Raw genomic sequence first — 21,611 nt, 5'->3', positions numbered from 1 at the left:
CAAGACGGGAATGTCATGAAGGTTCTGCTCACCGGTGCCACCGGCTACATCGGCTCCGCCGTCACCGACCACCTCGCCGCCGCCGGCCACCAGGTCGTCGCGCTCACCCGTGGCGCCGAGCCACAGCCCGGCCGGGCCTGGCACGCCCAGCTGGTCGGCGACACCGCCGACCCGGCCTCGCTGGCCGGCACGGTGACCTCCGAGATCGAGGCGGTGATCCACCTGGCTCCCCCGAGCGGCGACGCCGACGTCGACACCGCCGTCATCGAGGCGCTCGCCGCTCCGCTGCGCGGCACCGGCCGCCCCTTCGTCTACACCAGCGGCGTCTGGGTGCTCGGCGCCACCGGCGAGGCCCAGGAGGTCGGCGAGGAGAGCCCGACCAACCCGATCGACATCGTCGGCTACCGCCCGCGGATCGAGCGGCGGGTGCTGGCCGAGGTCACCGAGGGCGTGCGCGCGGTCGTCGTCCGGCCGGGCATCGTGTACGGCCGCGGCGGCGGCATTCCCGCCATCCTCGTCGACCGGGCCCGCCGGCAGGAGGTGCCCGAGTACTACGGCGAGGAGGGTGTGCGCTGGCCGACCGTCCACGTGGACGACCTGGCCGAGCTGTTCGTGGCCGCCGTCGAGCGGGCCGAGGCCGGCACCGTCTGGCACGGCGTCGGCGAGTCGGCCGTCCCGGTCCGTGACCTCGCCCGGGCCGCCGGCCGCGCAGCCGGAGTGCTCGCCACCCCGCACGCGGTGCCGGCGGAGCAGGCCGCCGAAATCTTCGGCCCGCTCTTCGCGGACGCGCTCGCCCTCGACCAGAGCGTCAGCGGCGCCGCCGCCCGTACCGCCCTCGGCTGGCGACCGGGCCGGCCGGGCGTGCTGACCGAGCTGGTGTCGGGCTCGTACCGGCCGGTCGAGGTGTTCGGTGCCCCCGACGGCCCGGAGACCGACGCCGAGGTGGCCGCGATCCGCCTCCTGGTCGCCGAGGTCGAGTACGCCCAGCAGAACGAGGAGGTCGACCGGTTCCTGGGTGTCTTCCGCCGGGAGGACCCGGTGTGGACCACCGGCCACGGCAAGCGGCTGTCGGGCTTCGAGGAGATCGCGGCCTTCACCCGGAAGGTGCTGCCCGGCGCGACGGCCGAGTCGACCGCCGTCTACGACGTCGAGCGCGTGCTGTTCCTGCGGCCCGACGTCGCCGCGGTGAACGTCCGCCAGCAGCCGGTCCGCCACGACGGCACCCGGATCGCCGACCGGCCCGAGGGCCGCCCATTCTACATAGTGGTCAAGGAGGACGGCACCTGGCGCGTCGGCGCCGCCCAGAACACCATCGCGGTCGACTGACGACCTGCACGGCTTGCACGGCTTGCACGGCTTGCACGGCTTGCAGTGCAGGCTTCGCGCTCGAAGTGACAGGAGAGGGAGATTCCATGACGCCCCAGCAGATGTCCGATGCGGAACTCGCCGGACAGCCCGCCGCCTACTGGACCGGTATCGCCTACGAGGCGCTGATCGCGTTCACCCGGGCCCGGCAGGCCGAGAAGAGCTACACCCAGCCGCAGTTCTGGCTGCTGCGCAACCTGTCGGTGAACGACATCTCACCCGATGGCGAGGGGATGACCCTGCCTGAGCTGAGGGAGGCCATGAGGTCCTACATCCGGCCCGAGGACGACCTGGCGGCAGAGTCCGCGGTGCTCGTCGAGCGCGGCTGGCTGAGGCGGGACGGCGAGGACCGCCTGTGGCTCACCGGGGAAGGGGAACGAGCCCGGGTCGACCTGGCGCGCAATGCCCCCGCGATCCGCGCCGCCCTCCACGAGGGCGTTGACGACGCGGACTACGTCACCACGGTGAAGGTGCTTCAGCAGCTGATCCGCAACGCGGGCGGGACGGTGGCCTGACGGGCCGACGGGCCTCGGACGCCCCACCCCTCGCGAGCCGGCACAAGGTGCAGCCGGCCGGCCCGGCCCGCCCGGCGGTTGCCGACACTGTTGGCAACCCGATCAGCTGAGACGAACACCCCTGGTCCGGCCACTTCGTCAGGTGGCCGGACCAGGGGTTTCGTGTCGTTGGGGAGCGGCCATGAGGGCGATCCGACGCCTGGCCGCCTACGCCGAGGTGTCGGCGCTGTCGGAATTCCGGAGGCCGTCGTCCGGCGTTCGCGGGCCCGCGATGCGGGCGGGCGCGCAGGCCGTCCGCCGTTCGGCCCTCACGGGGTGCCGGGCCGGCCGGTGGCGCACATCCTGGCACGGGTGGCACCACCATGTCGTACCTCCCACCGTGGGGACCGACCTGGCGCCGTCCGGGACGGCAGGAGGGAGCGGAATGGGCCCGACCGATTCACCCTCGGCCGCGCGAGGACGTCTGCTGGCGCGGCTGGCACTGGGCTTCCTGGCGGGCGCACTGGTGGCGCTGGTGGCCGTGCGCGGGGCCGGCGGCCTGCTGATCGTCGTCATCGGGGTGGTCTGCCTGGTCGTCGCAGCGGCCGGGACCTGGTGGGTGCTGTCCCAGCACGGTGCCCTGCGGGTGGCCGGGGCGCTGCTGACCCTCGCCGCCCCCGCAGCCGTGCTGGTGCTCTACGCCCGGGCGGACCTGTGGCCCGCGGCACTGGTCGCCGTCGTGCTCCTCGGGGCGGCGGGGCTCTGTGCCAGGGCGGCCCTGCGCGTGACCCGAAGGCCCCAGGGCATGCGGGCGGTCCCGTCCCGGGCTCCCCTGCATCCGGTGCTGATCATGAACCCGAAGTCCGGGGGCGGCAAGGTCGAACGCTTCGGGCTGGTGGAGAAGGCCGAGGCACTCGGCGCGCGGGTCGTGCTGCTGGACCCGTCCACCCGGACGGACGTCGGGGCGATCGCCCGCCGCGCCGTGGCCGACGGCGCGGACCTGCTCGGGGTCGCCGGCGGCGACGGCACGCAGGCCCTCGTGGCCGCGGTCGCCGCCGAGCACGACCTGCCGTTCCTGGTGATCTGCGCCGGCACCCGCAACCACTTCGCCATGGACCTGGGCCTCGACCGCGACGCTCCCGACCGGTGCCTCGACGCGCTCGGCGACGGCGAGGAACTGCGCGTCGACCTGGGCACGGTCGACGGCCGGCCCTTCGTCAACACGGTCTCCTTCGGGGTGTACGCGCAGATCGTGCAAAGCCCCGAGTACCGCGACGCCAAGGCCGGCGCCACCCTGGACGCGCTGCCCGACCTGCTGCACGGCTACACCGGCCACCCGGTCGACGCACTGACGGCAACCGACCGCCTGGAGGCCCAGCAGGCCCTCCTGATCAGCAACAACCCCTACGCCGCGCCCACCCCCGCGGCCCTGGCCGCCCGCAGACCCCGGCTCGACCTCGGCACCCTGGGTGTCGTCGGGATCCACGTGAGCAACGCCGCGCAGGCGGCGCAGGTCGCTCTCCGTGGCGCCCGGGCTCCCGGGCTGAGCGTCCTGACGTCTCCGGAGGTCACGGTGGTCTCGGACACGGACCTCATCCCGATCGCCGTCGACGGTGAGGCGCTCCAGCTGCCCACCCCCGTCACCTGCGGCGTCCACCCCGGTGCGCTGCGGGTCCTGGTGCCCAGGAACCGGCCCGGTGCGCCGACGGCTGCGCCGCCCCTCGACTGGCGCGAACTGCTCATGCTGGCCCTCGGCCGGCCCCGGTCGGCCCCGGCCACGTCGGAGCGCGCCGATGGCTAGCGCCCGTGACGTGGTACGCGACCTGATGGCCCTCGACAGCGCCGTCTACGCCACGGTGGCCGCCACCGAGACCCCGACACTCGACCGCGGCCTGCGACGCCTGTCATCCGCCGCCGACCACTCCAAGCTCTCCCTGGCCACGGCCGGGTTGCTCGCCCTTCGCCCCGGCCGGACACGGCGCGCGGCACTGCTCGGCGTCCTCGCCGTCGGGACGGCCTCGGCCGGCGCGAACCTGGTGGTCAAGCAGCTGGTGCGACGCCCGCGGCCCGACCGCCTGGCAGCCGCGAGCACCACCGCGCGCCACGTCCCCATGCCCTCCTCCCCCTCCCTTCCGTCCGGGCACACCGCCGCTGCGGTCGCCTTCGCCGCGGTCACCGGATCCGCTCTTCCCGCGCTCGCGTTCCCGCTCGGCGCGCTCGCCTGCGCGGTCGGGTACTCCCGCGTCCACACCGGGGTCCACTACCCGGGCGACGTGGCGGTCGGAGCGCTGATCGGCATCGCCAGCGCCGCCGCCGTGACGGCCGGCGCGAACCGCTGGGCGCCGAAGCCTTCCTGCCGGTGACCGGCCGGCTTCCGGGCGATCCGCAGCGGGCGCACCGGCCCGGCGGGATCTCAGTCCGGTGAGGACTCGTCCTGCGAGCCGGCCGCCGGCCGCGGCGACTCCGTACCGGCCGGCGGGACCGGCCACTTGAGCTCGACTTCGAGTTCGAGCTGGCCGTCGCCGACCTCGATCTCGATCTCACTGCGGAGTTCCTCGGGGATCCGCAGGCTCACCGTCCCGGGGCCGAAATCCAGCTCGGCACCATCGCCGTGCCGCAGTGCGGCGGCGATCGCCGACAGCAGATCCGCGGCCTCAAGGCGCGACAGTGACTTCTTCTGCTCGAACTTGAGGTCCTTCACGACTTCCTCCAACCCTCAGTGGGATCGCGCGCCCCGAAGAGCCGCGCCGATCTGCGTCGCGGATGTTCCCGGCCCTGGGGCCCGGGCTCGCTGAACCGCACCCGGACCGCGCCGCCCTCGCCGGTCGAACCGCCGGCCTCTCCGTCGAGGTTCCGGACACCGATGCCTCCTCGGCGTCGAGCGCCTCCGGCTCCCACGCAGGTACCGCCACCGTCCGTGTCCCTTCCGGCGAAAAGGCGGGGCCGGGAATCCGAACCGGCCACCCGGGCGGGACCGGCTGCGCTCGACCGGTTGAAGGCCGCTTTCCAGCATCCCGCACCCGTGGGAGGAAATCGATCTGTCCGCCTCGCCCTGGCGAACCGGGCGGCGTGACGTAGACGAGGTGGGACGACACCGCCACGGCCGATCCCGGCCGCGGTCGGTCCGGGGCGAGGTCACTCCCCGCAGCGGTCACTCCCGGCCGCGGTCACTCCCGGGCGAGGGCGAGGACGGCGAGGTCGTCGGCGAGCGCGCCGGCGTAGGCGTGGACGTCGCGGGCGAGGAAGGAGACCAGGCGGTCCGGGGCGGTCGTGCCGAGCGTGGCCAGGCGGCGGGCCAGCGGGTAGAAGGCGCCGGCGGCGTCACGGGCCTCGCTCACACCGTCGGTGTAGAGCAGCAGGGTGTGGCCGGGCGGGAGGGCCACGGCCGCGGGCCCGGTCTGCACCTCGGGCACCGTGGGCACGGCGGGCACGGCCCGCACCTCGGGCACGGCGGGCGCGCCCGGCTCGCCGGACGCGGCCCGGCCGAGGCTGCCGAGGCCGAGCGGCAGCTCGAACGGGCAGCGCACCGGTGTGATGGTGTGGCCGGAGAGCAGCAGCGGCGTGACGTGACCCCGGTTGACGATCTCCACGTACTCCGCGCCGGGCCGGTACTGGAGCAGGACGGCGGTCACGAACAGCTCCTCGTCGCCCCGGGCGGCCGCGTCGCGCAGGACCGCACGGTCCAGCTGCTCGGCCAGTTCGACCAGGCCGGCGGTGTCGTGGGCGGTCGCCCGGAAGGCGCCGAGCACGTCCGCCACCGTCCGGACCGCGCCGAGGCCCTTGCCCCGGACGTCACCCAGCAGCACCCGGGCGCCGAAGCGGGTGTCGCAGACCTCGTAGAGGTCGCCGCCGACCAGCACCTCGGCCTCGGCCGGGCGGTACAGGCCCGCCACCCGCAGGCCGCCGGCCCGTTCGGGGACGGGGCGCAGGACGGTCCGTTGCAGGGTCTCGGCCACCGTACGGGCGCGCAGCAGGGTACGGCCCTGCCGGATCCGCTGCCAGGACAGGGCGGTGCCCATCACCCCGGCGAGCAGCGTGGAGATGTACACCCAGACGTGGTGCTGCTCGCTCAGGTGCCCGGCGCGCTGGGCCAGCAGCAGTTGGAGGCCGAGGGCGCCGGCCGTGGCGCCCGCGGTGACGGCCGGGCCGTAGCTGAACGCCACCACGACCGGCAGCGCGGTCAGCAGGAAACCGGCCGCGACGGCGTCCGGGACGACCGCCTCGGCCGCCAGGTCGAGCACCACCAGGACCGCCGGGAGCCAGGCCACCCAGCGCGGCGGCTTCAGGTCCTCGGCCACCGGGTGCGGCGGGCGGGGAGCTGCGGGCACGACGGAGACCTCCTGGCCGGCCGGTGGGGGCACCGGTCCGGGGCGGACCGCTCCGGGACGACCGGTTCGCCCTTCCATGCTCCCCCACCGGCGGCGCGGCGGCGCCTTCCGTTGGTCCCGGCCACCGGGGCCGAACGCCCCGGGCTCCGCGGCCCCCGGGCTCCGCGGCCCCCGGTCTCCGCGGCGCCCGGCCGGGGTCAGCGCACGGTGACCGGCAGGGTCTCGTAGCCGCGCAGGACCAGGCGGTCCCGGCGGGTGGACACGCCGCCGGGGGCCAGCCGGGGGAAGCGGTCCAGCAGGGCCGGCACGGCGACCTCCGCCTCCAGCCGGGCCAGCTGGGAGCCCAGGCAGTAGTGCGGGCCGCCGCCGAAGCTGAGCGGCTGGCTGTCGGTGCGGCCCGGGTCGAACAGCTCCGGGCGGTGGTAGCGGGCCGGGTCGTGGTTGGCCGCGCCCAGCAGGACCACGACCACGGTCCCGGGCGGCGTCGGCACACCGCCCACGGCGAGCCCCTCGGCGGCCGCGACCCGGACGGTGAGCTGGACCGGCGAGTCGTGGCGGAGCACCTCGTCGGTGAGCAGCGCGGGGGCGACCGAGCCGGTCCGCAGGCCGTCCATCACCGCCGGGTGGCGGAAGAGCAGGGCGAGCCCGTTGCCCAGCAGGTTGGTGGTGGTCTCGAAGCCGGCCACCAGCAGCAGCACCAGGTTGGCCAGCAGTTCGGCGCCGGAGATCCGGCCGGGGGCGTCCACGGCGGTCCGGGCGAGGTCGCTGACCAGGTCGTCCCGGGGGTGGGCCAGGCGCTGGGCCACCAGCTCCGTGAAGTAGCCGGACAGCTCGTCGGCGGCCTCGTCGGCGGCGGTGAGCTCGTCGAGGTCCTGCACCATCTCCAGCGCGATGGTGAGGTCTCCCGCGAGGCCGCGGAAGCGGAAGCGGTCCGGCCCGGGGACGCCGAGCAGCTCGCAGATCACCTCGACGGGCAGCCGGAAGGCGAAGGCGTCCATGAAGTCGACGGGCGAGCCGTCCTCGCCGCTCTCCGCCATGCCCTCCAGCAGTCGGCCGGTGGCCGCCACCACGGCCGGCCGCAGCGCGGCCACCCGGCGGGCGTTGAACGCCGAGGCGATCAACGAGCGGACCCGGCCGTGGTCGGGCGCGTTGCGCTGGAGGATCGAGCGGCCGAGCAGGGTGACCGAGGAGTGCCGGGCGAGGACCGGGTCGGACAGCACCAGCGTCTCGGTGTCCTCCAACGCGAAGGCCGGGTTGCGCAGCACCTGGCCCGCGGCGGCGTGCCCGATGGCCAGGACGGTGCCCGGCCCGGCGGAGGCGGCCGCGCCCAGCTCGTGCGCCCGCGCATAGAGCGGGTACGGATCCGCCCTGCCCCCGGCGGTCATCAGCTGTTCGATGATCGATGCGCCGTCCATCCGGTGCTCCCCTCCCGAGACCCGAGCCCTGGCCTCTCAACCCTCCGTGGGCGGAGGGAAGTTCCCGTACGGCCTCGGCCGGCCGTGCCCGGCCCGCCTCCGGTTCGCCTGCGCCGGGGCGGGCGGTCGGTACGCTGGCCGTATGGAGATCTGGATCAACCCGCGCTGCGGGAAGTGCCGAACGGCGCTCGGCGAGCTGGAGGCCGTGGGCGCCGAGTACACCGTGCGGCGCTACCTGGAGGACCCGCCGACCGCCGCCGAGCTGGAGCAGGTGCTGGAGCGGCTGGGTCTGGAGCCGTGGGACATCACCAGGCTCGACGAGCAGTCCGCCAAGGACCTCGGGATGAAGAAGTGGACCAGGGAACCGGGCGACCGGGCCCGCTGGATCGCGGCGATGGCCTCGCACCCGATCCTGATCCAGCGCCCGATCATCACCGCGGACGACGGCCACGCCGTCGTCGCCCGGACGCCCGACGCCCTCAAGTCGGTCCTGCCGCAGCGGGGCTGATCCCGGCCGGGGGTCACCGGCGGCGGCGGGGCCTCCCGCCTCCGCCGGTGCCGCCGTCGGTACCTCCGTCAGTGCCGCGGCCGGTGCCGCCTCAGTGCCGCCTCAGTGCCGCTGGACGCGTTTCACCGGCTCGCCCGGGCGCCAGGACGTGATCCACAGGTGGTCTTCGCCCACGGTGGTGTGCACCACCTGCTCCAGCTCCAGCCGGAAGGCGTGGAACGGGCCGGGCGGCGGCTCCGGGAGATCGGCCTCCCAGGCGGCCAGCTCGACCTCGTCGGTGATCTCGACGGCGCGGCCGGAGACCTTGGAGTCCCCGCCCTCCATCGTCTCGTCGCCCGGGTGGGCGTGCAGCGCGAAGCGGCCGTCCCGCTGGAGGTCGCGGGCCTTCACCGCGCCGAACATCGACCCGAGGGTGAGGTCGGCGCCGACGAACTCCACCTCGGTGCCGCTCACCCGGGGTGAACCGTCCTTGCGCAGCGTCGCCAGGACGTGGTGCTTGTTGGCCTCGAAACGGGCCCGCACGGCGGAGGCCAGATCGGGTTCCTCGTGCTCGAAATCCTGCCAGGTAGCCATGGCGTCAGTCTGGCACCGGGGGCCGACAACCGCCGATGCGGCCGCGGCGTCCGTCGTGGCCGGTGCCAGACTGGCCCGGTGACCACCACGACCACGTACATCGCCTTCCTGCGGGCCGTCAACGTCGCCGGCCGGACGGTGAAGATGGAACGGCTGCGGGCCCTGTTCGGCGAGTTGGGCCTCGGCGGCGTGCGCTCGTACATCCAGAGCGGCAACGTCTTCTTCACCACCGACGAGCCAGACCGCGCCGCACTCGCCGGGCGCATCGAGCAGCACCTGGCGGAGGCGCTCGGCTACCCCGTCCCGGTGATGCTGCGCACCGTCGAGGAGGTCGAGGCGCTGCTCGCCGCCGAGCCGTTCGCGGGCATCGAGGTCACGCCGGACATCCGGCTGGTGGTCAACTTCCTCTCCGAGCCGCTGCCGGCGGACTTCCCCGTCCCGTACACCTCCCCCAAGGGCGACTACGAGGTGATCGGCGCCGACGACGGCACCGCCTACGTGGTGGTCCATCTCCGGGACGGACGGTGGAACGCCCCCGCCAAGCTCTTCGGCAGGTCCTACCGGGGCTCGGCCACCGCACGGTTCCTGCACACCACCGTCAAGATCCTGGCCGCCGCCAGGAAGAGCTGACGCGGCGAAGGACCGCAATCTGGACAGGTGGGGGCCGGTGAGTCGACAATCGGGCCATGACGTCTCCTGAGATCCGGACCCACGTGGTCCGGCCGTCCGAGGTCGAGCGCGAGCACGCGCTCGGAGTGCTGCGGGAGGGCGCGGGCAGCGGCCGGCTCTCGCACGACACCTTCCTCGGCCGGATGGAGCTCGTGCTGCACGCCGGCACCCGGGCCGAGCTGGACCAGGCGATGGCGGGCCTGCCGGCCGGGAACCCGGTCGGGCGCTTCCTGCTGCGGACGGTCGGCCAGGTCTCGGCGTTCGGCGTACGGCTGCGCGGGGCCTGGCGGATCGAACGGCTGCCCGGACTGAGCCTGCCGCAGTCGGGGGAACGGAAGCTGACGATCGGACGGGTCCCCGGGTCCGGGCTGCGGCTGCACGACATCTCGGTCTCGCGCAACCACGCCGAGCTGCGGCGGGAGGGCACCGACTGGGTGCTGTACGACCTCGGCTCGACCAACGGCACCCACGTGAACGGCCTGCGGATCGCGGGCGGGGTCCGGGTGCGCCCGGGCGACCAGGTCCGCTTCGGCAACCTGGAGTTCCGGCTCGCCTCGGGCTGAGCCCGGCCCCCGGCCGGGAGCCGGCGCGGAACTCCCCGGACGCGGAGGCGACCTGACGGGCCACCGCCCGCACACCGGCGATCCGCATCAGCCGGACGGGCCGTCAGGCGGGCCCGCTGGCCGTCAGGGCAGGCCGTCGGACTGGTCGTCAGGGGGCCTTCGGGCAGCGAGGTCACCGGCGGACGGCCGTACCCGGGGGCCCGGCGGAGCGGGTGTCGGTGGCCGGTGCGAGGATGCGGTCATGAACCAGGAAACCGAGCTCACCTTCGACGTACGGCGCGAGGCCGAGGAGCGTGCCCGCGAGTTGATCCGGTGCGGCTTCCAGGAGCAGGACGAGATAGCCGAGTCCCTGGTCGAGGAGTTCGAGGACCAGGGACTTGAGGAGGAGGACGCCGAGGAGATCGTCGCCCCGCTCTGGCGGGAGCGGCTGGCCGAGCAGGCGTCCTGGCCGGAGACGACCGACGTGGACCGGCTGGAGGAGGCGTTCGACGCCCTGGAGGAACAAGGCATCGTCGCGGCGATGGACTTCACCTGCTGCGCGAGCTGCGGCTACGACGAGATCGGCGGCGAGGCCGAGGAGGACTCGCGCGGCTTCGTCTTCTTCCACCAGCAGGACACCGAGGGCGCGGCCGCCGGGCGCGGGCTGATGCTGCGGTACGGCGGGTTCCGGGCCGAGGGCGAGTCCAAGGAGTCGGCGGAGCGGCGCACGGTGGAGATCGGCCGCGAGGTGGTGTCAGCCCTGGAGGCGGCCGGCCTGCCGGTGGAGTGGGACGGCTCGCCGGGCAAGGCCATCGCGGTCACCCCGCTGACCTGGCTCAACCGGCTGCCCGAGTAGCCGTCGACGGCCCGCCGCCGGACGGCTGCCTCGGGCCGGCCACCGACGACCCGGCCGACCTGCCGGGACACCCGGCCCGGCCCGGGCTCCGCTGACGCCCGGCAGGTCTGGCATATCCCTCGGGCAGGTGGCACAGGCATATGCCACGCGCGTAGATCACCGGCCCGAAAAAGCGGCCTCCGGTCACTCGGCGGCGCCTCCCAGGATGTCCGCGGCGCCGTCCCGGATGTCGGCCCGGCCCCAGAGCTGCGCGGTGCAGCGCTGGTAGGTGGACTGCCAGTGCGGCCAGTTGCGGGCCACGTCGTCGTCGCAGTCCGCGATCAGCCGCTCGACCAGCGCCGGCTCGACGCCGTCCAGCAGCCAGGCGAGCGCGTCCGCGGTGCCGGGGCCGTCGGCGGAGCGCAGCAGGTCCAGCAGCTCGGGCAGGCTGCCGACCCGGGAGGTCTCCGTGAACACCAGCTCCATCCGCGGCAGCAGTTGGCGCTCCTCGATCCGCAGGTGGGTCTCCAGCCGGGCCGCGAGGTCCTCCATCGCGTAGGCGACCGGCCAGGCGCTGCCCGCGTCCCGGCTGGCGATCCGGACCAGGGTGCTGACCCGGGTGAACGAGTGGTCGAGGTTGTGGTGGTCCGCTTCCAGCCAGTTGAGCAGCAGCCGCAGCTCGGGCGCGAAGCGGCGGACGATCGGCCAGATCCGGGTGTCCTGCTGCTCGTGATGGCAGGTCAGCATCGTGTTGACGAAGTGCCAGTGCCGCAGCAGCGCCTCGCCCTTGTCGTCCTCGCCGGGCTGGAGCAGCCGCAGCGAGTTGGGCAGCCGCGACAGGTCGCGGCGGAGCGCGGCGTGCACGAGCCGCAGTCCGGCGAACCGGACGGCCCGCGGCTCCTCGCCGGCGGCGTGCTCACGGTCGGAGCCCCCCTGGGCGGGGGCTGCGGGCGGGGACGCTACGGGCAGCAGATGGCTCGGCATGGCACTCTCTTCACGACTTGGCACGGCTGGTGGAATCGCCATGGGCGGATTCGCGGCTGGCGGTAGGCGGTCCCACCACAGTGGCCGTAGTCGATCAGAGCCGAATCAATGTCCGATTGACGTGCAGGTCAGCGCCCTGCGGGCGCCCCGGAGGGCCCGGCGCCGAAGCCGACGGCCCGGCCCCCGGGAAGGGGCCGGGCCGTCGGCGGCCGCGCTGGGCGGCAGGTCAGCGGATCAGCGCGGGTCGTGCGGTCGAGCGGTCGGCTCGGGCCGGTCGCTCCCGAGGGCGGTCGCTCTGCGGGTCAGTCGCTCTGCGGGCCCGCCAGGTTCTTGGTGAGCCACTGCAGGGTGTCCGGGATCATCTTCTTGAAGTCGCTGGTGAGGTGCTTGCCACCGGGCTGCTCGTAGTACTCGATGGCGAGCGGCGGAGTGGCCTTGGCGACCCACGCCTTGACCAGCTTGGTCTCGTACGCGTTGGCGCCGCCGGCGGTGACGAGCATCTTCACGTCGGCCTTGCCCAGGGCGACCATCGTCTCGGGGCTGTTGGCCTGCCGCTCGGCCTCGTGGCCCTTCCAGAGCCCCGAGTCCGGGTTGAAGTAGCCGTCGATCGGCACGGCCGCCTTGAACTTGTCCGGGTGCTGCAGGGCCAGCTTCGCGCTGCAGAACGCGCCGGTGGAGGCGCCCATCAGGCCCCAACCGTCACGGCCCTTCACGGTGCGGAAGTTGGCGCGGACGAAGTCCGGGATGTCCTCGGCCATCCAGGTGCCCATCTTGGGCTGGCCGGGGATGTCGGCGCAGTCCAGGGCGTTCTTCTCGTCGCTGTTGAAGTTCTGCACCGGCATGATCATGATGAACGGGTGCGCCTTGCCGGCCTTGGACAGCTCGGCGTCCTCCTGCTGGATCGGCAGCTGGTCGTCGGTCCAGGTGTTGTAGCCGTTGCTCTGGCCCCCCGCGAAGAGGGTGAGCACCGGGAAGCCGGTCTTGGCGAACTTCGGGTCGTTGTACTCGGGCGGCAGCCAGACCCAGACCTTGCCGGAGACACCCGACTTGGGACCGGCCAGCGTGGTCACCAGGATCTGGCCGGCGGCGGTGTCCCGGGCCTTGGCGAGGGCCGCGGCCGGGCCGGTGGGCATCAGGACCTTCCCCGAGGCGGTCGGGGTCGTGCTGGCGGGCGCCGCGGAGGTGCTTCCGGCGGCCGACGGGGAGCCGGGGGCGGTGCTGCCGCTCGCGCCGGCCGTGCCGGCGGCCTTGGCGTTGTCCCCCTTCTTCCCGCCGGCGTCCGTACTGCCGCAGGCCGCCAGCGAGGCGGCCAGGGTGAAGGCGGCGGCGCCGGTCAGGACGGCGCGGATACGGGTGGACTGCGGCTGCACGGTGAGGACTCTCCGACCGGTGTCGCGCCCGCTCCGTCGGGAGCCGGGCGGTGGCCCCCGGGTGGGGCCGGACAGGCCGGGGGCACGACATCGTCCGTGGCCCCCGGGAGGCGGCGCGCCGCCCCTCGCGGAGGCGTGCCGTCCTGCGATCTTATGACGTGGGCCGGGGCGAGCCGGTTGCGGTAGGACCAGCGTCAATCCAATGTTTGTTCCCGATCCGGTAAAGGCTTTCGACAGCCCTGCCGATCGGCGGGGGGCGTCCCCGCCGGACGGCGGGGAGCACAGTCGCGCGCGTGCCGGGCCCGCCGCGCTTTGGGCCCTCGTACCAGTGACCCCGGGGGCCCGATCGGGGACGATCAGTTCGCCCGTCCCAGCGTCCGAGGAGCCCGCCATGCCCCAGCAGATCGCCGTCGTCACCGGAGCCGGGAGCGGGGTGGGCCGCGCCGTGGCCGTGGAGCTGGCCGCCGCCGGCTGGCGGCTGGTGCTGGCCGGCCGGCGGGAGGCGCCGCTGCACGGGACGGCGGGGCTCTGCGCGGCGGCCGCGGCCGGGGCGGACGACGACGGGACAGCCGGCGCGGCGGGCGGCGCGGCGGGCGGCGCGGCGGGCGGCGCGGCGGGCGGCGCGGCGGGCGGCGCGGCGGCCGTGGTACCGACCGACGTCACCGACCCGGCGGCGGTGGACGCGCTGTTCGCGACGGCCGCCGAGCGGTTCGGCCGGGTCGACCTGCTGTTCAACAACGCCGGGACGTTCGGCGCGCCGACCCCGGTGGACGAGCTGGACGTCGCCGAGTGGCGGGCCGTGGTCGACCTCAACCTGACCGGGGCCTTCCTCTGCGCGCAGGCCGCGTTCCGGCGGATGAAGGCCCAGGACCCTCGGGGCGGCCGGATCATCAACAACGGCTCGATCTCGGCCCACGTGCCGCGCCCGCAGTCGATCGCGTACACCGCGACCAAGCACGCCGTCACCGGGCTCACCAAGTCGCTGTCGCTGGACGGCCGTCCGTACCGGATCGCCTGCGGGCAGATCGACATCGGCAACGCCGCGACCGACATGACGGCCGCGATGAGCGTCGGCGTGCGGCAGGCGGACGGGCGGGTCGCGGTGGAGCCGACCATGGACGTCGCCGACGTGGCCCGCACCGTGCGGCACATGGCGGGGCTGCCACTGGAGGCCAACGTGCAGTTCGCCACGGTGATGGCGACCGCCATGCCCTACATCGGGCGGGGCTGAGCCGGTCCGGGGGCCGGCGCCGCCACCGCGGGAGGAGCCGGGGCAGCCGGCGCTACTCGTCGTGGGAGTGGCGGTAGCGGCCGCCGGCCGCCCTCCTCGTCCAGCCGGTAGACGCTGGTGGTCGGCCAGTACTCGCCGGCCTCGGTGGCGGGCAGTTCGGCGCGCAGGACCATCCGCAGCGAGGGCGGCGGGGTGGCGGCGTTGACGCGCTGGCGGCGGCCGTCCCAGCGGCCGCCGCAGAGTTCGACGTCGAGGACGACGGGGGTGGTGCTCATCCCGCGATGATGGCAGCGTTCACCCGACCCGGGGGTTTGGACTCCGTGAAGCCACCCACCCGGGCGATCCTCCGGCACGACAGGCTGACGGCCGCCCCCGTCGTGCGCGGGAGGCGGCCGTCGGTGCGGAGCCGGGGTCAGTTGCGCCAGGTGTCGTTCAGCACGACCTGGCCGGAGGCCGGCACGGTCGCGGTCCGGTTGGCACCGGACTCCCAGGTGACGTTCCCGGCGGCGTCCTTGCGGATGTACTTGTACTCGAACGCGGTACCGGCGGCCATCGCCACGTCCAGCTTCCAGACCGGGTAGGCGGCCGAGGAGAGCAGCAGCGCCTTCCCGGTGTCCCAGCCGCCGAGCGCGGCGGTGCTGCCGGCCACGTAGATGTTCTGGCCGTAGACGGTGGTCGCGTTGACCCCGAAGGACGCGCCGCCGCCCACCGGGTTGCCGCCGCCGGAGCCGCCCGGCGCGCCGACGTACAGCGCCACCGCGTCGCCCGCGCCGACGGTGGCGGTGAACCGGCCGTCCGAACCGACGGTGTACGACGGCCCGGTGCAGCCGCCCGCGGCCGGGTCGCCGTGCTGGACGTCGCAGTACGAACCGGCCGGCAGCGAGGTCTGGAAGGTCTGGGTGACCGGGCCGGACTCGCGGTTCAGCGCCACGAAGCCCTTGTTGCCGCGCCCGAAGGCGATCGCGTTGTTGCCGTCGGACCACCAGTTGGTGATCCCGGTGCCCGCCACCGCGTTGCGGAAGCCGACCATGTTGGCCACCTGCCGCCAGGCGTGCGTGCAGTTCCAGCCGTCGCTGTAGCAGGCGTTGACGGTGCCGCCGTTCGGCGGGCCGTCGTCGTGGCCGGCGAAGGCGTAGCCGGAGTAGACGTTGGGCGCGCCGTACGGGTTGGCCAGCATGAAGACGTTGGCCAGGGTGTAGGCGGAGCCGTCCTTGTACGTCAGCGTGGAGCCGTTGCGCTCGGTGTCCCAGTTGTCGACGAAGGTGCGGGCCTTGTCGCCCGGCAGCAGGCCGGAGCCCCAGTTCGCGAGGTCGGCGATCCGGCCGCCCTGGAAGGCGCTCTTCAGCCAGGTGCCGGAGCGGAACTCGTCGACGTCGCCGGTGCCGGTGTACTCGGAGGGCTGGATCGGCTCGCCCGCGCCGTAGATGACCTCCTGGACCCAGTACGCGTTGGGGTTGGCGGTCCGGGACTTGATCGCGGCGAGGTCGGCGGCGGCGATGTGCTTGGCGGCGTCGATCCGGTAGCCGTCGACGCCGAGCGAGGCCAGGTCGTTCAGGTAGCCGGCGATGGTCTGCTGGACGTAGGCGCTGCCGGTGTCGAGGTCCGAGAGGTTGACCAGCTCGCAGTTCTGCACGTTGGAGCGGTCGGCGTAGTTGCTGATCGCGGTGCGGCAGGAGTGGAAGTCCTGGTCCTGGTAGTACCCGGGGTAGTTGTACTTGCTGTAGTTCGTCCCGCCGGTGCCGGTGCCGGAGCCGGCCGACATGTGGTTGATCACCGAGTCGGCGACCACCTTGACGCCGGCCGCGTGGCAGGTGTCGACCATGCTCTTGAAGGACGCCCGGTCGCCGAGGCGCCCGGCTATCTTGTAGCTCACCGGCTGGTAGGAGGTCCACCACTGGCTGCCCTGGATGTGCTCCTGGGGCGGCGAGACCTCGACGAAGCCGTAGCCCTTCGGGCCGAGGGTGTCGGTGCAGGCCTTGGCGACGGAGTCGAAGCGCCACTCGAAGAGGGTCGCGGTGACGTCCTTGCCGTTGCCGGGCGGGGTGGCCTGGGCGGGGGCGGCGCCGAACGCCGCGGTGAGTGAGAGGGCGAGCGCCGCCGAGGCGGTGAGCGCGCCGGCCGTCCGGGCAGGCCGGCGGGTGGGGGCGGTGGTGACCACGATGTCTCCTGGGGGCTGGGGTGGGGGCAGCCTGGGGTACCGCTCGTGAAACTTGCTGAAACTTTTCTGAAACTTGCAGCGCTGAACTTAGGGTCGCGACCTGGGCCCGTCAAGGCCTTGGAAACAACGTTTCTGCAGCTCCGGAAAGCTCGTGTGCGACGTTCCCGCCCGCCCGCCCCGGCGTGGACGGCCGGGGACGGCAGGGGCCGGGGACGGCAGGGGCCGAGCATGGACGGGCATGGGCTGGAGTGGACGGGCGCGGACGAGCGGCACACCGAGGCGGCACGGGACCAGCGCAAGCCGGACGCGGGCCGGGCGCGGGCCGGGCGCGGGCCGGAGGCGGCTCAACCCGCCGACGGGCTCGGCACCCCGAGCGCGCCACGACGACAGGCAGGGCGCGGGGGACGGTCCCGATCGAGGGGCACAGCCCGGCCTCACCGGCCTTCACGCCGCCCTGCGACGCCCACGGCGGGCCGCCACGAGCCGCCGCCTGCCGTCCGCGGGCCGGCCCCGGCCACGGCCGCTTCGCCGACGGCAGGGCGCCGGCCCACAGGCCGTCAGGGCCCCCCGCGGTGGCGGCGGACCGCCACCGACAGCCGGAGCCACCAGGGTCACGACACCTGGCGGCAGGAGGGGGAACTAGACGGCGTCCGGCCCGCGTTCGCCGGTCCGCACGCGGACGATCGACTCCACCGGCACCGCCCAGACCTTGCCGTCCCCGATCTTCCCGGTACGGGCGGCCCGGACGATCTCGTCCATCACCCGCTCGGCGTCCTCGTCCTCGACCACCACCTCGATCCGGGCCTTGGGCACCAGGTCGATCCGGTACTCGGCGCCCCGGTAGACCTCGGTGTGCCCGTGTTGCCGGCCGTACCCGCTGGCCTCGGTGACGGTCAGTCCGTGCACGCCGACGGCCTGCAGCGCGTTCTTGACCTCGTCCAGCTTGAACGGCTTGACGATCGCGGTGATCAGCTTCATGCGGAGGGGGCCCTGTCGGACGGGTGCGTGAACACGGTGGTGGTGGCGTGGGCGGTCGTGCCGTGCCCCAGGACGCCGTGATCGTACGCCGTCTCGGCGTGCACGGCGAGGTCCAGGCCGGTGAGTTCGTGTTCCTCGCTGGCGCGGAATCCCATCACCCGGTCGATCGCCCGGCCGATCCCGTAGGTCGCGGCGAAGGCGTACGCCGCGACGGCGGCGACCGCCACCAGCTGCTTGCCGAGCTGCCCGAGGCCGCCGCCGTGCAGCAGGCCGGCCGGTCCGCCGGTCATCGTGGCGGTGGCGAAGAGGCCGATCAGCCCGGTGCCGATGACGCCGGCCACGAAGTGCACGCCCACCACGTCGAGCGAGTCGTCGAAGCCGAACCGGAACTTCCAGCTGACCGCGTACGAGCAGACCACGCCCGCCGCCAGCCCGATCACCAGCGCGCCGACCAGGTCGACGCTGCCGCAGGACGGGGTGATCGCCACCAGGCCGGCCACGGCGCCCGAGGCGGCGCCCAGGGTGGTGGCGTGGCCGTCCCGCCGCTTCTCCACCAGCAGCCAGCCGAGCAGCCCGGTGCAGCCGGCCGCCTGGGTGTTGAGCAGGGCGGACGCGGCCAGGCCGTTGGCGCCCAGCGCCGAGCCGGCGTTGAAGCCGAACCAGCCGAACCAGAGCAGGCCCGCGCCGAGCAGCACCAGCGGCAGGCTGTGCGGGCGCATCGCCTCCTTCCGGAACCCGATCCGCGGGCCGAGCAGCAGTGCCAGGGCCAGGCCGCTGGCACCGCAGTTGACCTCGACGACGGTGCCCCCGGCGAAGTCCAGCGCGCCGAGCCTCGACAGGATCCAGCCGTCGGGCGCGAACACCCAGTGCGCGACCGGGACGTAGACCAGCAGCGTCCAGACGGCGGTGAAGGCCACCCAGGAGCCGAACTTCGCCCGGTCCGCGATGGCGCCGCTGATCAGTGCGGCGGTGATGACCGCGAAGGTGAGCTGGAAGGTGGCGAACAGCACGGTGGGCACGTGGCCGGTGAGCGAGGACGGGGTGATCCCGGCCATGCCGAGGTGCTCCGGTCCGCCGATCAGGCCCCAGCCGCCGGCGTCCCGGCCGAACGCCAGCGAGTAGCCGGCCAGCAGCCAGACCACGGTGACCACGGCGATCGAGACGAAGCTCATCATGATCATGTTGAGTACGCTCTTGGTGCGGACCATGCCGCCGTAGAAGAGCGCCAGACCGGGGGTCATCAGCAGGACGAGCGCGGTGCTGGCCAGCAGCCAGGCGGTGTCACCGGTGTCGAGGCCGGGCGACGAGTCAGCCAGGAACATAGGGCGTGCCTTCCCAAGGGCCTGCGTCGGGGTGGGGTTCGCAGGTCGCGGTTGGGAGAGTGTCGCGAGGACGGGTTTCCGGTCGCGGACGGACACGTTTCGCCCGTGTTTCGTATTGCCCGGCGGTTGCCCCGCGGTTGCCGGGCGGTTTCCGGAAGCTCACGGGCGGGCGGACGACGCGGGGCCCGGCAGCCGTCGCTGCCGGGCCCCGCTCCCTGTCTCACCTGGTTTCAGCCGGTCTCACCGGCCGGGGTTCAGCTGGTGGCGATCGAGGTGTCGTCGATGACGAAGCTGGTCTGCAGCGAGGAGTCCTCGGTGCCGGCGAACTTCAGGGTGACCGTCTGGCCCGCGTAGGACGAGAGGTCGAAGGTGCGCAGCTGGTAGCCGGCGGCCGCGTCCACGTTGGAGTAGGTCTTCAGCGCGGTGCCGTTGACCGTGACGGTCAGCTTGTCGTACTGGGTGGAGCCGGACTCGGCGGTGTCGATGTGCAGGTAGAAGCTCAGCGACGCCTTGCAGCCGGCCGGGATGGTCACCGTCTGGGACAGGTTGTCCGAGTGGGTGGAGCCGTAGCCGTTCATCCAGGCCTTCCAGGAACCGCCGTGGGCGGCCTGCGAGGCGCTGTTGTCGACCACGCCGCTGGAGGCGGTCCACGGGGCGGCGGAGCCGGTCTCGAAGCCCGCGTTGCCGAGCAGCTGCGCCGGGGTGCAGGTGCCGCCACCGCCGCCGGAGACGGTCCAGGTGAAGCTGGTGGAACCGGTCTTGTTGGCGGCGTCCTTCGCGGTGACGGTCACGTTGTACGTGCCGGCGGCGGTCGCGGTGCCGGTGATCTTGCCGGTCGAGCTGATCGACAGGCCGGTCGGCAGGCCGGTGGCCGAGAAGGTCAGCGGCGCGGTGCCGCCGGTGGCGGCGATCTGCAGGTTGACCGAGCCGTTCAGAGCGGTGCTCTGGTTGCCCGGGCTGGTGACGGTGACGCCGCCCGGGTTCGGCGCGGTGCCGACGTTGACGCCCGCCCAGGCGGTGCTGACCGCGTTGAGCTCGGCGCTGCCGGCGCCGTACAGGTCGGTGGCCGCCTTCTCCGTCGCGGTGCGCGCCGCGGCGTAGTTGGTGGTGGAGGTCATGTAGGTGGTCAGCGCGCGGTACCAGACCGCCGCGGCCTTGTCCCGGCCGATGCCGTTGACGGTGATGTTGCCCTGGGTCGGCGAGTTGTAGCTGACGCCGTTGATCACCTTCGCGCCGCTGCCCTCGGCCAGCAGGTAGAAGAAGTGGTTGCCGACGCCGGACGAGTAGTGGACGTCCTTGTTGCCGACGGTGGAGGACCAGTAGTCGGCGGAGCCGCCGTCCTTGGACGGCTTGTCCATGTAGCGCAGCGGGGTGCCGTTCCCGTTGATGTCGATCAACTCGCCGATGAGGTAGTCGGGGTTGTCGGTCGGGATGTTGGCGTAGAACTCGACCATGGTGCCGAAGATGTCCGAGGTGGCCTCGTTGAGGCCGCCGGACTCGCCCGAGTAGTCGAGGTTGGCCGTGGCGGCGGTGACGCCGTGGCTCATCTCGTGGCCCGCGACGTCGAGCTCGGTCAGCGGGTGGGTGTTGGAGTCACCGTCACCGTAGGTCATGCAGAAGCAGCTGTCGTCCCAGAACGCGTTCACGTAGTTGTTGCCGTAGTGGACGCGGCTGTAGGCGCCGACACCGTCGTTCTTGATGCCGTTGCGGCCGAAGGTGTTCTTGTAGAAGTCCCAGGTGGCCGCGACGCCGAAGTGGGCGTCGACCGCGGCGGACTCGCTGTTGGCGACGGTGCCGTCGCCCCAGCTGTCGCTGGACTTGCTGTACAGGGTGCCGGTGCCCGAGGTCCCGTGGTTCAGGTTGGTGGTGTACATCCCACCGCGGGTGCCGTCCTTCATCTGGAAGGCCGAACCCGACTGCGTGGTGCCGATGGTGACGTTGCCGACGAAGACGCCCTTGCCGGTGCCGGTCTGGATGCCCTCGAACTTGTGGATGACCTGGCCGGAGGTCGCGTCCGTGATCACGTGCAGCTTGCTCGGGGTGCCGTCGGACTCGGTGGAGGAGACGACGGTCTCCCAGGCGAGCCGCGGGCTGTTGTCGGCGGCCCACACCACCAGGCGGGGCGCGGTGTCCAGCGAGGTGCCCGCCTGCGCGGCGAGCGCGGCGGACTGCGCGGCCGGCGCGGCCAGCTTCGGCGTGGTGCTCACGCCGGTCAGCGCGGCGGTGCTCGCGCGGTCCACACCGGTGGTCGTGCCACCCGGGGCCTGGTGCACCACCAGGTCGCCGCCGAGCACCGGCAGGCCGTTGAGGGTGCGCTCGTAGCGCAGGTGGCGGGCACCGTTGGCGTCCTGGACGACGTCCTTGGTGACCAGCTTCTCCTCGTTGCCCAGGCCCAGGCTCTGGGCGAGGGTGGTGGTCTGCTGGTTCGCGGAGGCGATCAGCTGGGCGCGGCTCGCCTGCGCGGCGGCGACGGCCGCCGGAGCGTCCGGGGTCGCCGCCTGCGCGATGACCGGGATGCCGGTCACGAGCAGCGCGGTGGAGGCAGCCATGACAACGGCTGCCTTCCGGGCCTGGGTGTAACGGGACATGCGGACTCCTTTTCCGACCGGCGCGGGTTCGCGACCGGTGGAGAGAACCTGGCCGCAGGGTTGCGGCACAGTGGGGGCCCCCGCCGCCGGGTTCGCGGCGCGGGTGCGGTTGCGGAGCAGTTGCGGAGCAAGTACTTGGCAGGGGGAGCGCTGTTCCTGACCGTGGGACAGCCACACCGGGGGGTGGGGCCCCCTCGTCTGCAGCCGGAGGAATCGTGGCAGCAAACGAGCCGTTAATGACAGATGCATGC

General features: G+C 73.5%; 20 protein-coding genes. 9 read left to right on the top strand and 11 right to left on the bottom strand.

Annotated elements, in window-relative coordinates; translation table 11 throughout:
- The first annotated feature begins 15 nt into the window (after nucleotides 1–15).
- From C2142_RS27460 to C2142_RS27445, 4 genes are all read left to right on the top strand, one after another.
- Complete coding sequence (locus C2142_RS27460; protein WP_148645424.1) at nucleotides 16–1,326, top strand: SgcJ/EcaC family oxidoreductase; 1,311 nt, start codon at nucleotides 16–18, stop codon at nucleotides 1,324–1,326.
- A gap of 86 nt (nucleotides 1,327–1,412) precedes the next feature.
- Nucleotides 1,413–1,880 (top strand): MarR family transcriptional regulator, encoded by a 468-nt coding sequence (locus C2142_RS27455; protein ID WP_148645423.1) that lies wholly within the window; start codon nucleotides 1,413–1,415, stop codon nucleotides 1,878–1,880.
- A gap of 424 nt (nucleotides 1,881–2,304) precedes the next feature.
- Nucleotides 2,305–3,660, top strand: coding sequence for a diacylglycerol kinase family protein (locus C2142_RS27450; protein WP_148645422.1), 1,356 nt, complete (start codon nucleotides 2,305–2,307; stop codon nucleotides 3,658–3,660).
- Entirely contained in the window at nucleotides 3,653–4,222 is a 570-nt protein-coding gene (locus C2142_RS27445; RefSeq protein ID WP_241002807.1) for a phosphatase PAP2 family protein, read from the top strand. The genes C2142_RS27450 and C2142_RS27445 overlap by 8 nt, the downstream gene beginning before the upstream one ends.
- A gap of 50 nt (nucleotides 4,223–4,272) precedes the next feature.
- Here C2142_RS27445 and C2142_RS27440 read toward each other — a convergent pair whose 3' ends face one another.
- The 3 genes from C2142_RS27440 to C2142_RS27430 all read right to left on the bottom strand — a co-directional run bounded on the left by C2142_RS27440 (nucleotide 4,273) and on the right by C2142_RS27430 (nucleotide 7,602).
- Nucleotides 4,273–4,560 carry an amphi-Trp domain-containing protein gene (locus C2142_RS27440; protein ID WP_148645421.1) on the bottom strand — a complete coding sequence of 96 codons (288 nt, stop codon included), beginning with the start codon at nucleotides 4,558–4,560 and terminating at the stop codon, nucleotides 4,273–4,275.
- A 466-nt stretch (nucleotides 4,561–5,026) separates the two neighbouring features.
- On the bottom strand, nucleotides 5,027–6,187 hold the full coding sequence (locus C2142_RS27435) for a PP2C family protein-serine/threonine phosphatase (protein ID WP_162002555.1): 1,161 nt from the start codon (nucleotides 6,185–6,187) through the stop codon (nucleotides 5,027–5,029).
- A gap of 197 nt (nucleotides 6,188–6,384) precedes the next feature.
- A complete protein-coding gene (locus tag C2142_RS27430; protein ID WP_148645419.1) occupies nucleotides 6,385–7,602 on the bottom strand; it encodes a cytochrome P450 in 1,218 nt (405 codons plus the stop codon).
- 142 nt (nucleotides 7,603–7,744) lie between these two features.
- On the opposite strand from C2142_RS27430, the gene C2142_RS27425 reads away from it, so the two are divergent.
- A complete protein-coding gene (locus C2142_RS27425; RefSeq protein WP_148645418.1) occupies nucleotides 7,745–8,110 on the top strand; it encodes an arsenate reductase family protein in 366 nt (121 codons plus the stop codon).
- Nucleotides 8,111–8,212: 102 nt separating this feature from the next.
- Here C2142_RS27425 and C2142_RS27420 read toward each other — a convergent pair whose 3' ends face one another.
- Nucleotides 8,213–8,683, bottom strand: coding sequence for a pyridoxamine 5'-phosphate oxidase family protein (locus tag C2142_RS27420; RefSeq protein ID WP_148645417.1), 471 nt, complete (start codon nucleotides 8,681–8,683; stop codon nucleotides 8,213–8,215).
- A 78-nt stretch (nucleotides 8,684–8,761) separates the two neighbouring features.
- Between C2142_RS27420 and C2142_RS27415 the strand changes: the two genes are divergently transcribed.
- The 3 genes from C2142_RS27415 to C2142_RS27405 all read left to right on the top strand — a co-directional run bounded on the left by C2142_RS27415 (nucleotide 8,762) and on the right by C2142_RS27405 (nucleotide 10,750).
- Nucleotides 8,762–9,313, top strand: coding sequence for a DUF1697 domain-containing protein (locus C2142_RS27415; RefSeq protein ID WP_148645416.1), 552 nt, complete (start codon nucleotides 8,762–8,764; stop codon nucleotides 9,311–9,313).
- Between the two features lie 56 nt (nucleotides 9,314–9,369).
- Complete coding sequence (locus tag C2142_RS27410) at nucleotides 9,370–9,915, top strand: DUF1707 and FHA domain-containing protein (protein ID WP_148645415.1); 546 nt, start codon at nucleotides 9,370–9,372, stop codon at nucleotides 9,913–9,915.
- Between the two features lie 241 nt (nucleotides 9,916–10,156).
- Nucleotides 10,157–10,750 (top strand): hypothetical protein, encoded by a 594-nt coding sequence (locus tag C2142_RS27405; protein WP_148645414.1) that lies wholly within the window; start codon nucleotides 10,157–10,159, stop codon nucleotides 10,748–10,750.
- Nucleotides 10,751–10,933: 183 nt separating this feature from the next.
- Here the strand turns inward: C2142_RS27405 and C2142_RS27400 are convergent, their stop codons facing one another.
- Nucleotides 10,934–11,713 (bottom strand): hemerythrin domain-containing protein, encoded by a 780-nt coding sequence (locus C2142_RS27400; protein ID WP_162002554.1) that lies wholly within the window; start codon nucleotides 11,711–11,713, stop codon nucleotides 10,934–10,936.
- A gap of 302 nt (nucleotides 11,714–12,015) precedes the next feature.
- Nucleotides 12,016–13,083, bottom strand: coding sequence for an alpha/beta hydrolase-fold protein (locus C2142_RS27395; protein ID WP_241002806.1), 1,068 nt, complete (start codon nucleotides 13,081–13,083; stop codon nucleotides 12,016–12,018).
- A gap of 391 nt (nucleotides 13,084–13,474) precedes the next feature.
- Between C2142_RS27395 and C2142_RS27390 the strand changes: the two genes are divergently transcribed.
- Entirely contained in the window at nucleotides 13,475–14,314 is an 840-nt protein-coding gene (locus C2142_RS27390; protein ID WP_148645412.1) for an SDR family oxidoreductase, read from the top strand.
- Here the strand turns inward: C2142_RS27390 and C2142_RS27385 are convergent.
- The 5 genes from C2142_RS27385 to C2142_RS27365 all read right to left on the bottom strand — a co-directional run bounded on the left by C2142_RS27385 (nucleotide 14,296) and on the right by C2142_RS27365 (nucleotide 21,360).
- On the bottom strand, nucleotides 14,296–14,589 hold the full coding sequence (locus C2142_RS27385; protein WP_148645411.1) for a hypothetical protein: 294 nt from the start codon (nucleotides 14,587–14,589) through the stop codon (nucleotides 14,296–14,298). The two genes, C2142_RS27390 and C2142_RS27385, sit on opposite strands and share 19 nt — an antisense overlap.
- A gap of 137 nt (nucleotides 14,590–14,726) precedes the next feature.
- Complete coding sequence (locus C2142_RS27380; protein WP_148645410.1) at nucleotides 14,727–16,475, bottom strand: carbohydrate-binding module family 20 domain-containing protein; 1,749 nt, start codon at nucleotides 16,473–16,475, stop codon at nucleotides 14,727–14,729.
- Nucleotides 16,476–17,111: 636 nt separating this feature from the next.
- Nucleotides 17,112–17,450 carry a P-II family nitrogen regulator gene (locus C2142_RS27375; RefSeq protein WP_148645409.1) on the bottom strand — a complete coding sequence of 113 codons (339 nt, stop codon included), beginning with the start codon at nucleotides 17,448–17,450 and terminating at the stop codon, nucleotides 17,112–17,114.
- Entirely contained in the window at nucleotides 17,447–18,772 is a 1,326-nt protein-coding gene (locus C2142_RS27370; protein WP_148645408.1) for an ammonium transporter, read from the bottom strand. The genes C2142_RS27375 and C2142_RS27370 overlap by 4 nt, the downstream gene beginning before the upstream one ends.
- Nucleotides 18,773–19,026: 254 nt before the next feature.
- Nucleotides 19,027–21,360, bottom strand: coding sequence for a M4 family metallopeptidase (locus tag C2142_RS27365; RefSeq protein ID WP_148645407.1), 2,334 nt, complete (start codon nucleotides 21,358–21,360; stop codon nucleotides 19,027–19,029).
- Nucleotides 21,361–21,611 lie beyond the last annotated feature (251 nt).

This window comes from Streptomyces sp. CB01881, assembly GCF_002953255.1.
Lineage (GTDB): Bacteria > Actinomycetota > Actinomycetes > Streptomycetales > Streptomycetaceae > Kitasatospora.
This window is presented reverse-complemented; position numbering and strand designations above follow the sequence as displayed.

Excerpts from the sequence above, each read along its gene's own strand:
- C2142_RS27460 (WP_148645424.1), top strand. The coding sequence starts at position 16 with ATGAAGGTTCTGCTCACCGGTGCCACCGGCTACATCGGCTCCGCCGTC.
- C2142_RS27455 (WP_148645423.1), top strand. The coding sequence starts at position 1,413 with ATGACGCCCCAGCAGATGTCCGATGCGGAACTCGCCGGACAGCCCGCC.
- C2142_RS27450 (WP_148645422.1), top strand. The coding sequence starts at position 2,305 with ATGGGCCCGACCGATTCACCCTCGGCCGCGCGAGGACGTCTGCTGGCG.
- C2142_RS27445 (WP_241002807.1), top strand. The coding sequence starts at position 3,653 with ATGGCTAGCGCCCGTGACGTGGTACGCGACCTGATGGCCCTCGACAGC.
- C2142_RS27430 (WP_148645419.1), bottom strand. The coding sequence starts at position 7,602 with ATGGACGGCGCATCGATCATCGAACAGCTGATGACCGCCGGGGGCAGG.
- C2142_RS27425 (WP_148645418.1), top strand. The coding sequence starts at position 7,745 with ATGGAGATCTGGATCAACCCGCGCTGCGGGAAGTGCCGAACGGCGCTC.
- C2142_RS27420 (WP_148645417.1), bottom strand. The coding sequence starts at position 8,683 with ATGGCTACCTGGCAGGATTTCGAGCACGAGGAACCCGATCTGGCCTCC.
- C2142_RS27410 (WP_148645415.1), top strand. The coding sequence starts at position 9,370 with ATGACGTCTCCTGAGATCCGGACCCACGTGGTCCGGCCGTCCGAGGTC.
- C2142_RS27405 (WP_148645414.1), top strand. The coding sequence starts at position 10,157 with ATGAACCAGGAAACCGAGCTCACCTTCGACGTACGGCGCGAGGCCGAG.
- C2142_RS27400 (WP_162002554.1), bottom strand. The coding sequence starts at position 11,713 with ATGCCGAGCCATCTGCTGCCCGTAGCGTCCCCGCCCGCAGCCCCCGCC.
- C2142_RS27390 (WP_148645412.1), top strand. The coding sequence starts at position 13,475 with ATGCCCCAGCAGATCGCCGTCGTCACCGGAGCCGGGAGCGGGGTGGGC.
- C2142_RS27385 (WP_148645411.1), bottom strand. The coding sequence starts at position 14,589 with ATGAGCACCACCCCCGTCGTCCTCGACGTCGAACTCTGCGGCGGCCGC.
- C2142_RS27375 (WP_148645409.1), bottom strand. The coding sequence starts at position 17,450 with ATGAAGCTGATCACCGCGATCGTCAAGCCGTTCAAGCTGGACGAGGTC.
- C2142_RS27370 (WP_148645408.1), bottom strand. The coding sequence starts at position 18,772 with ATGTTCCTGGCTGACTCGTCGCCCGGCCTCGACACCGGTGACACCGCC.
- C2142_RS27365 (WP_148645407.1), bottom strand. The coding sequence starts at position 21,360 with ATGTCCCGTTACACCCAGGCCCGGAAGGCAGCCGTTGTCATGGCTGCC.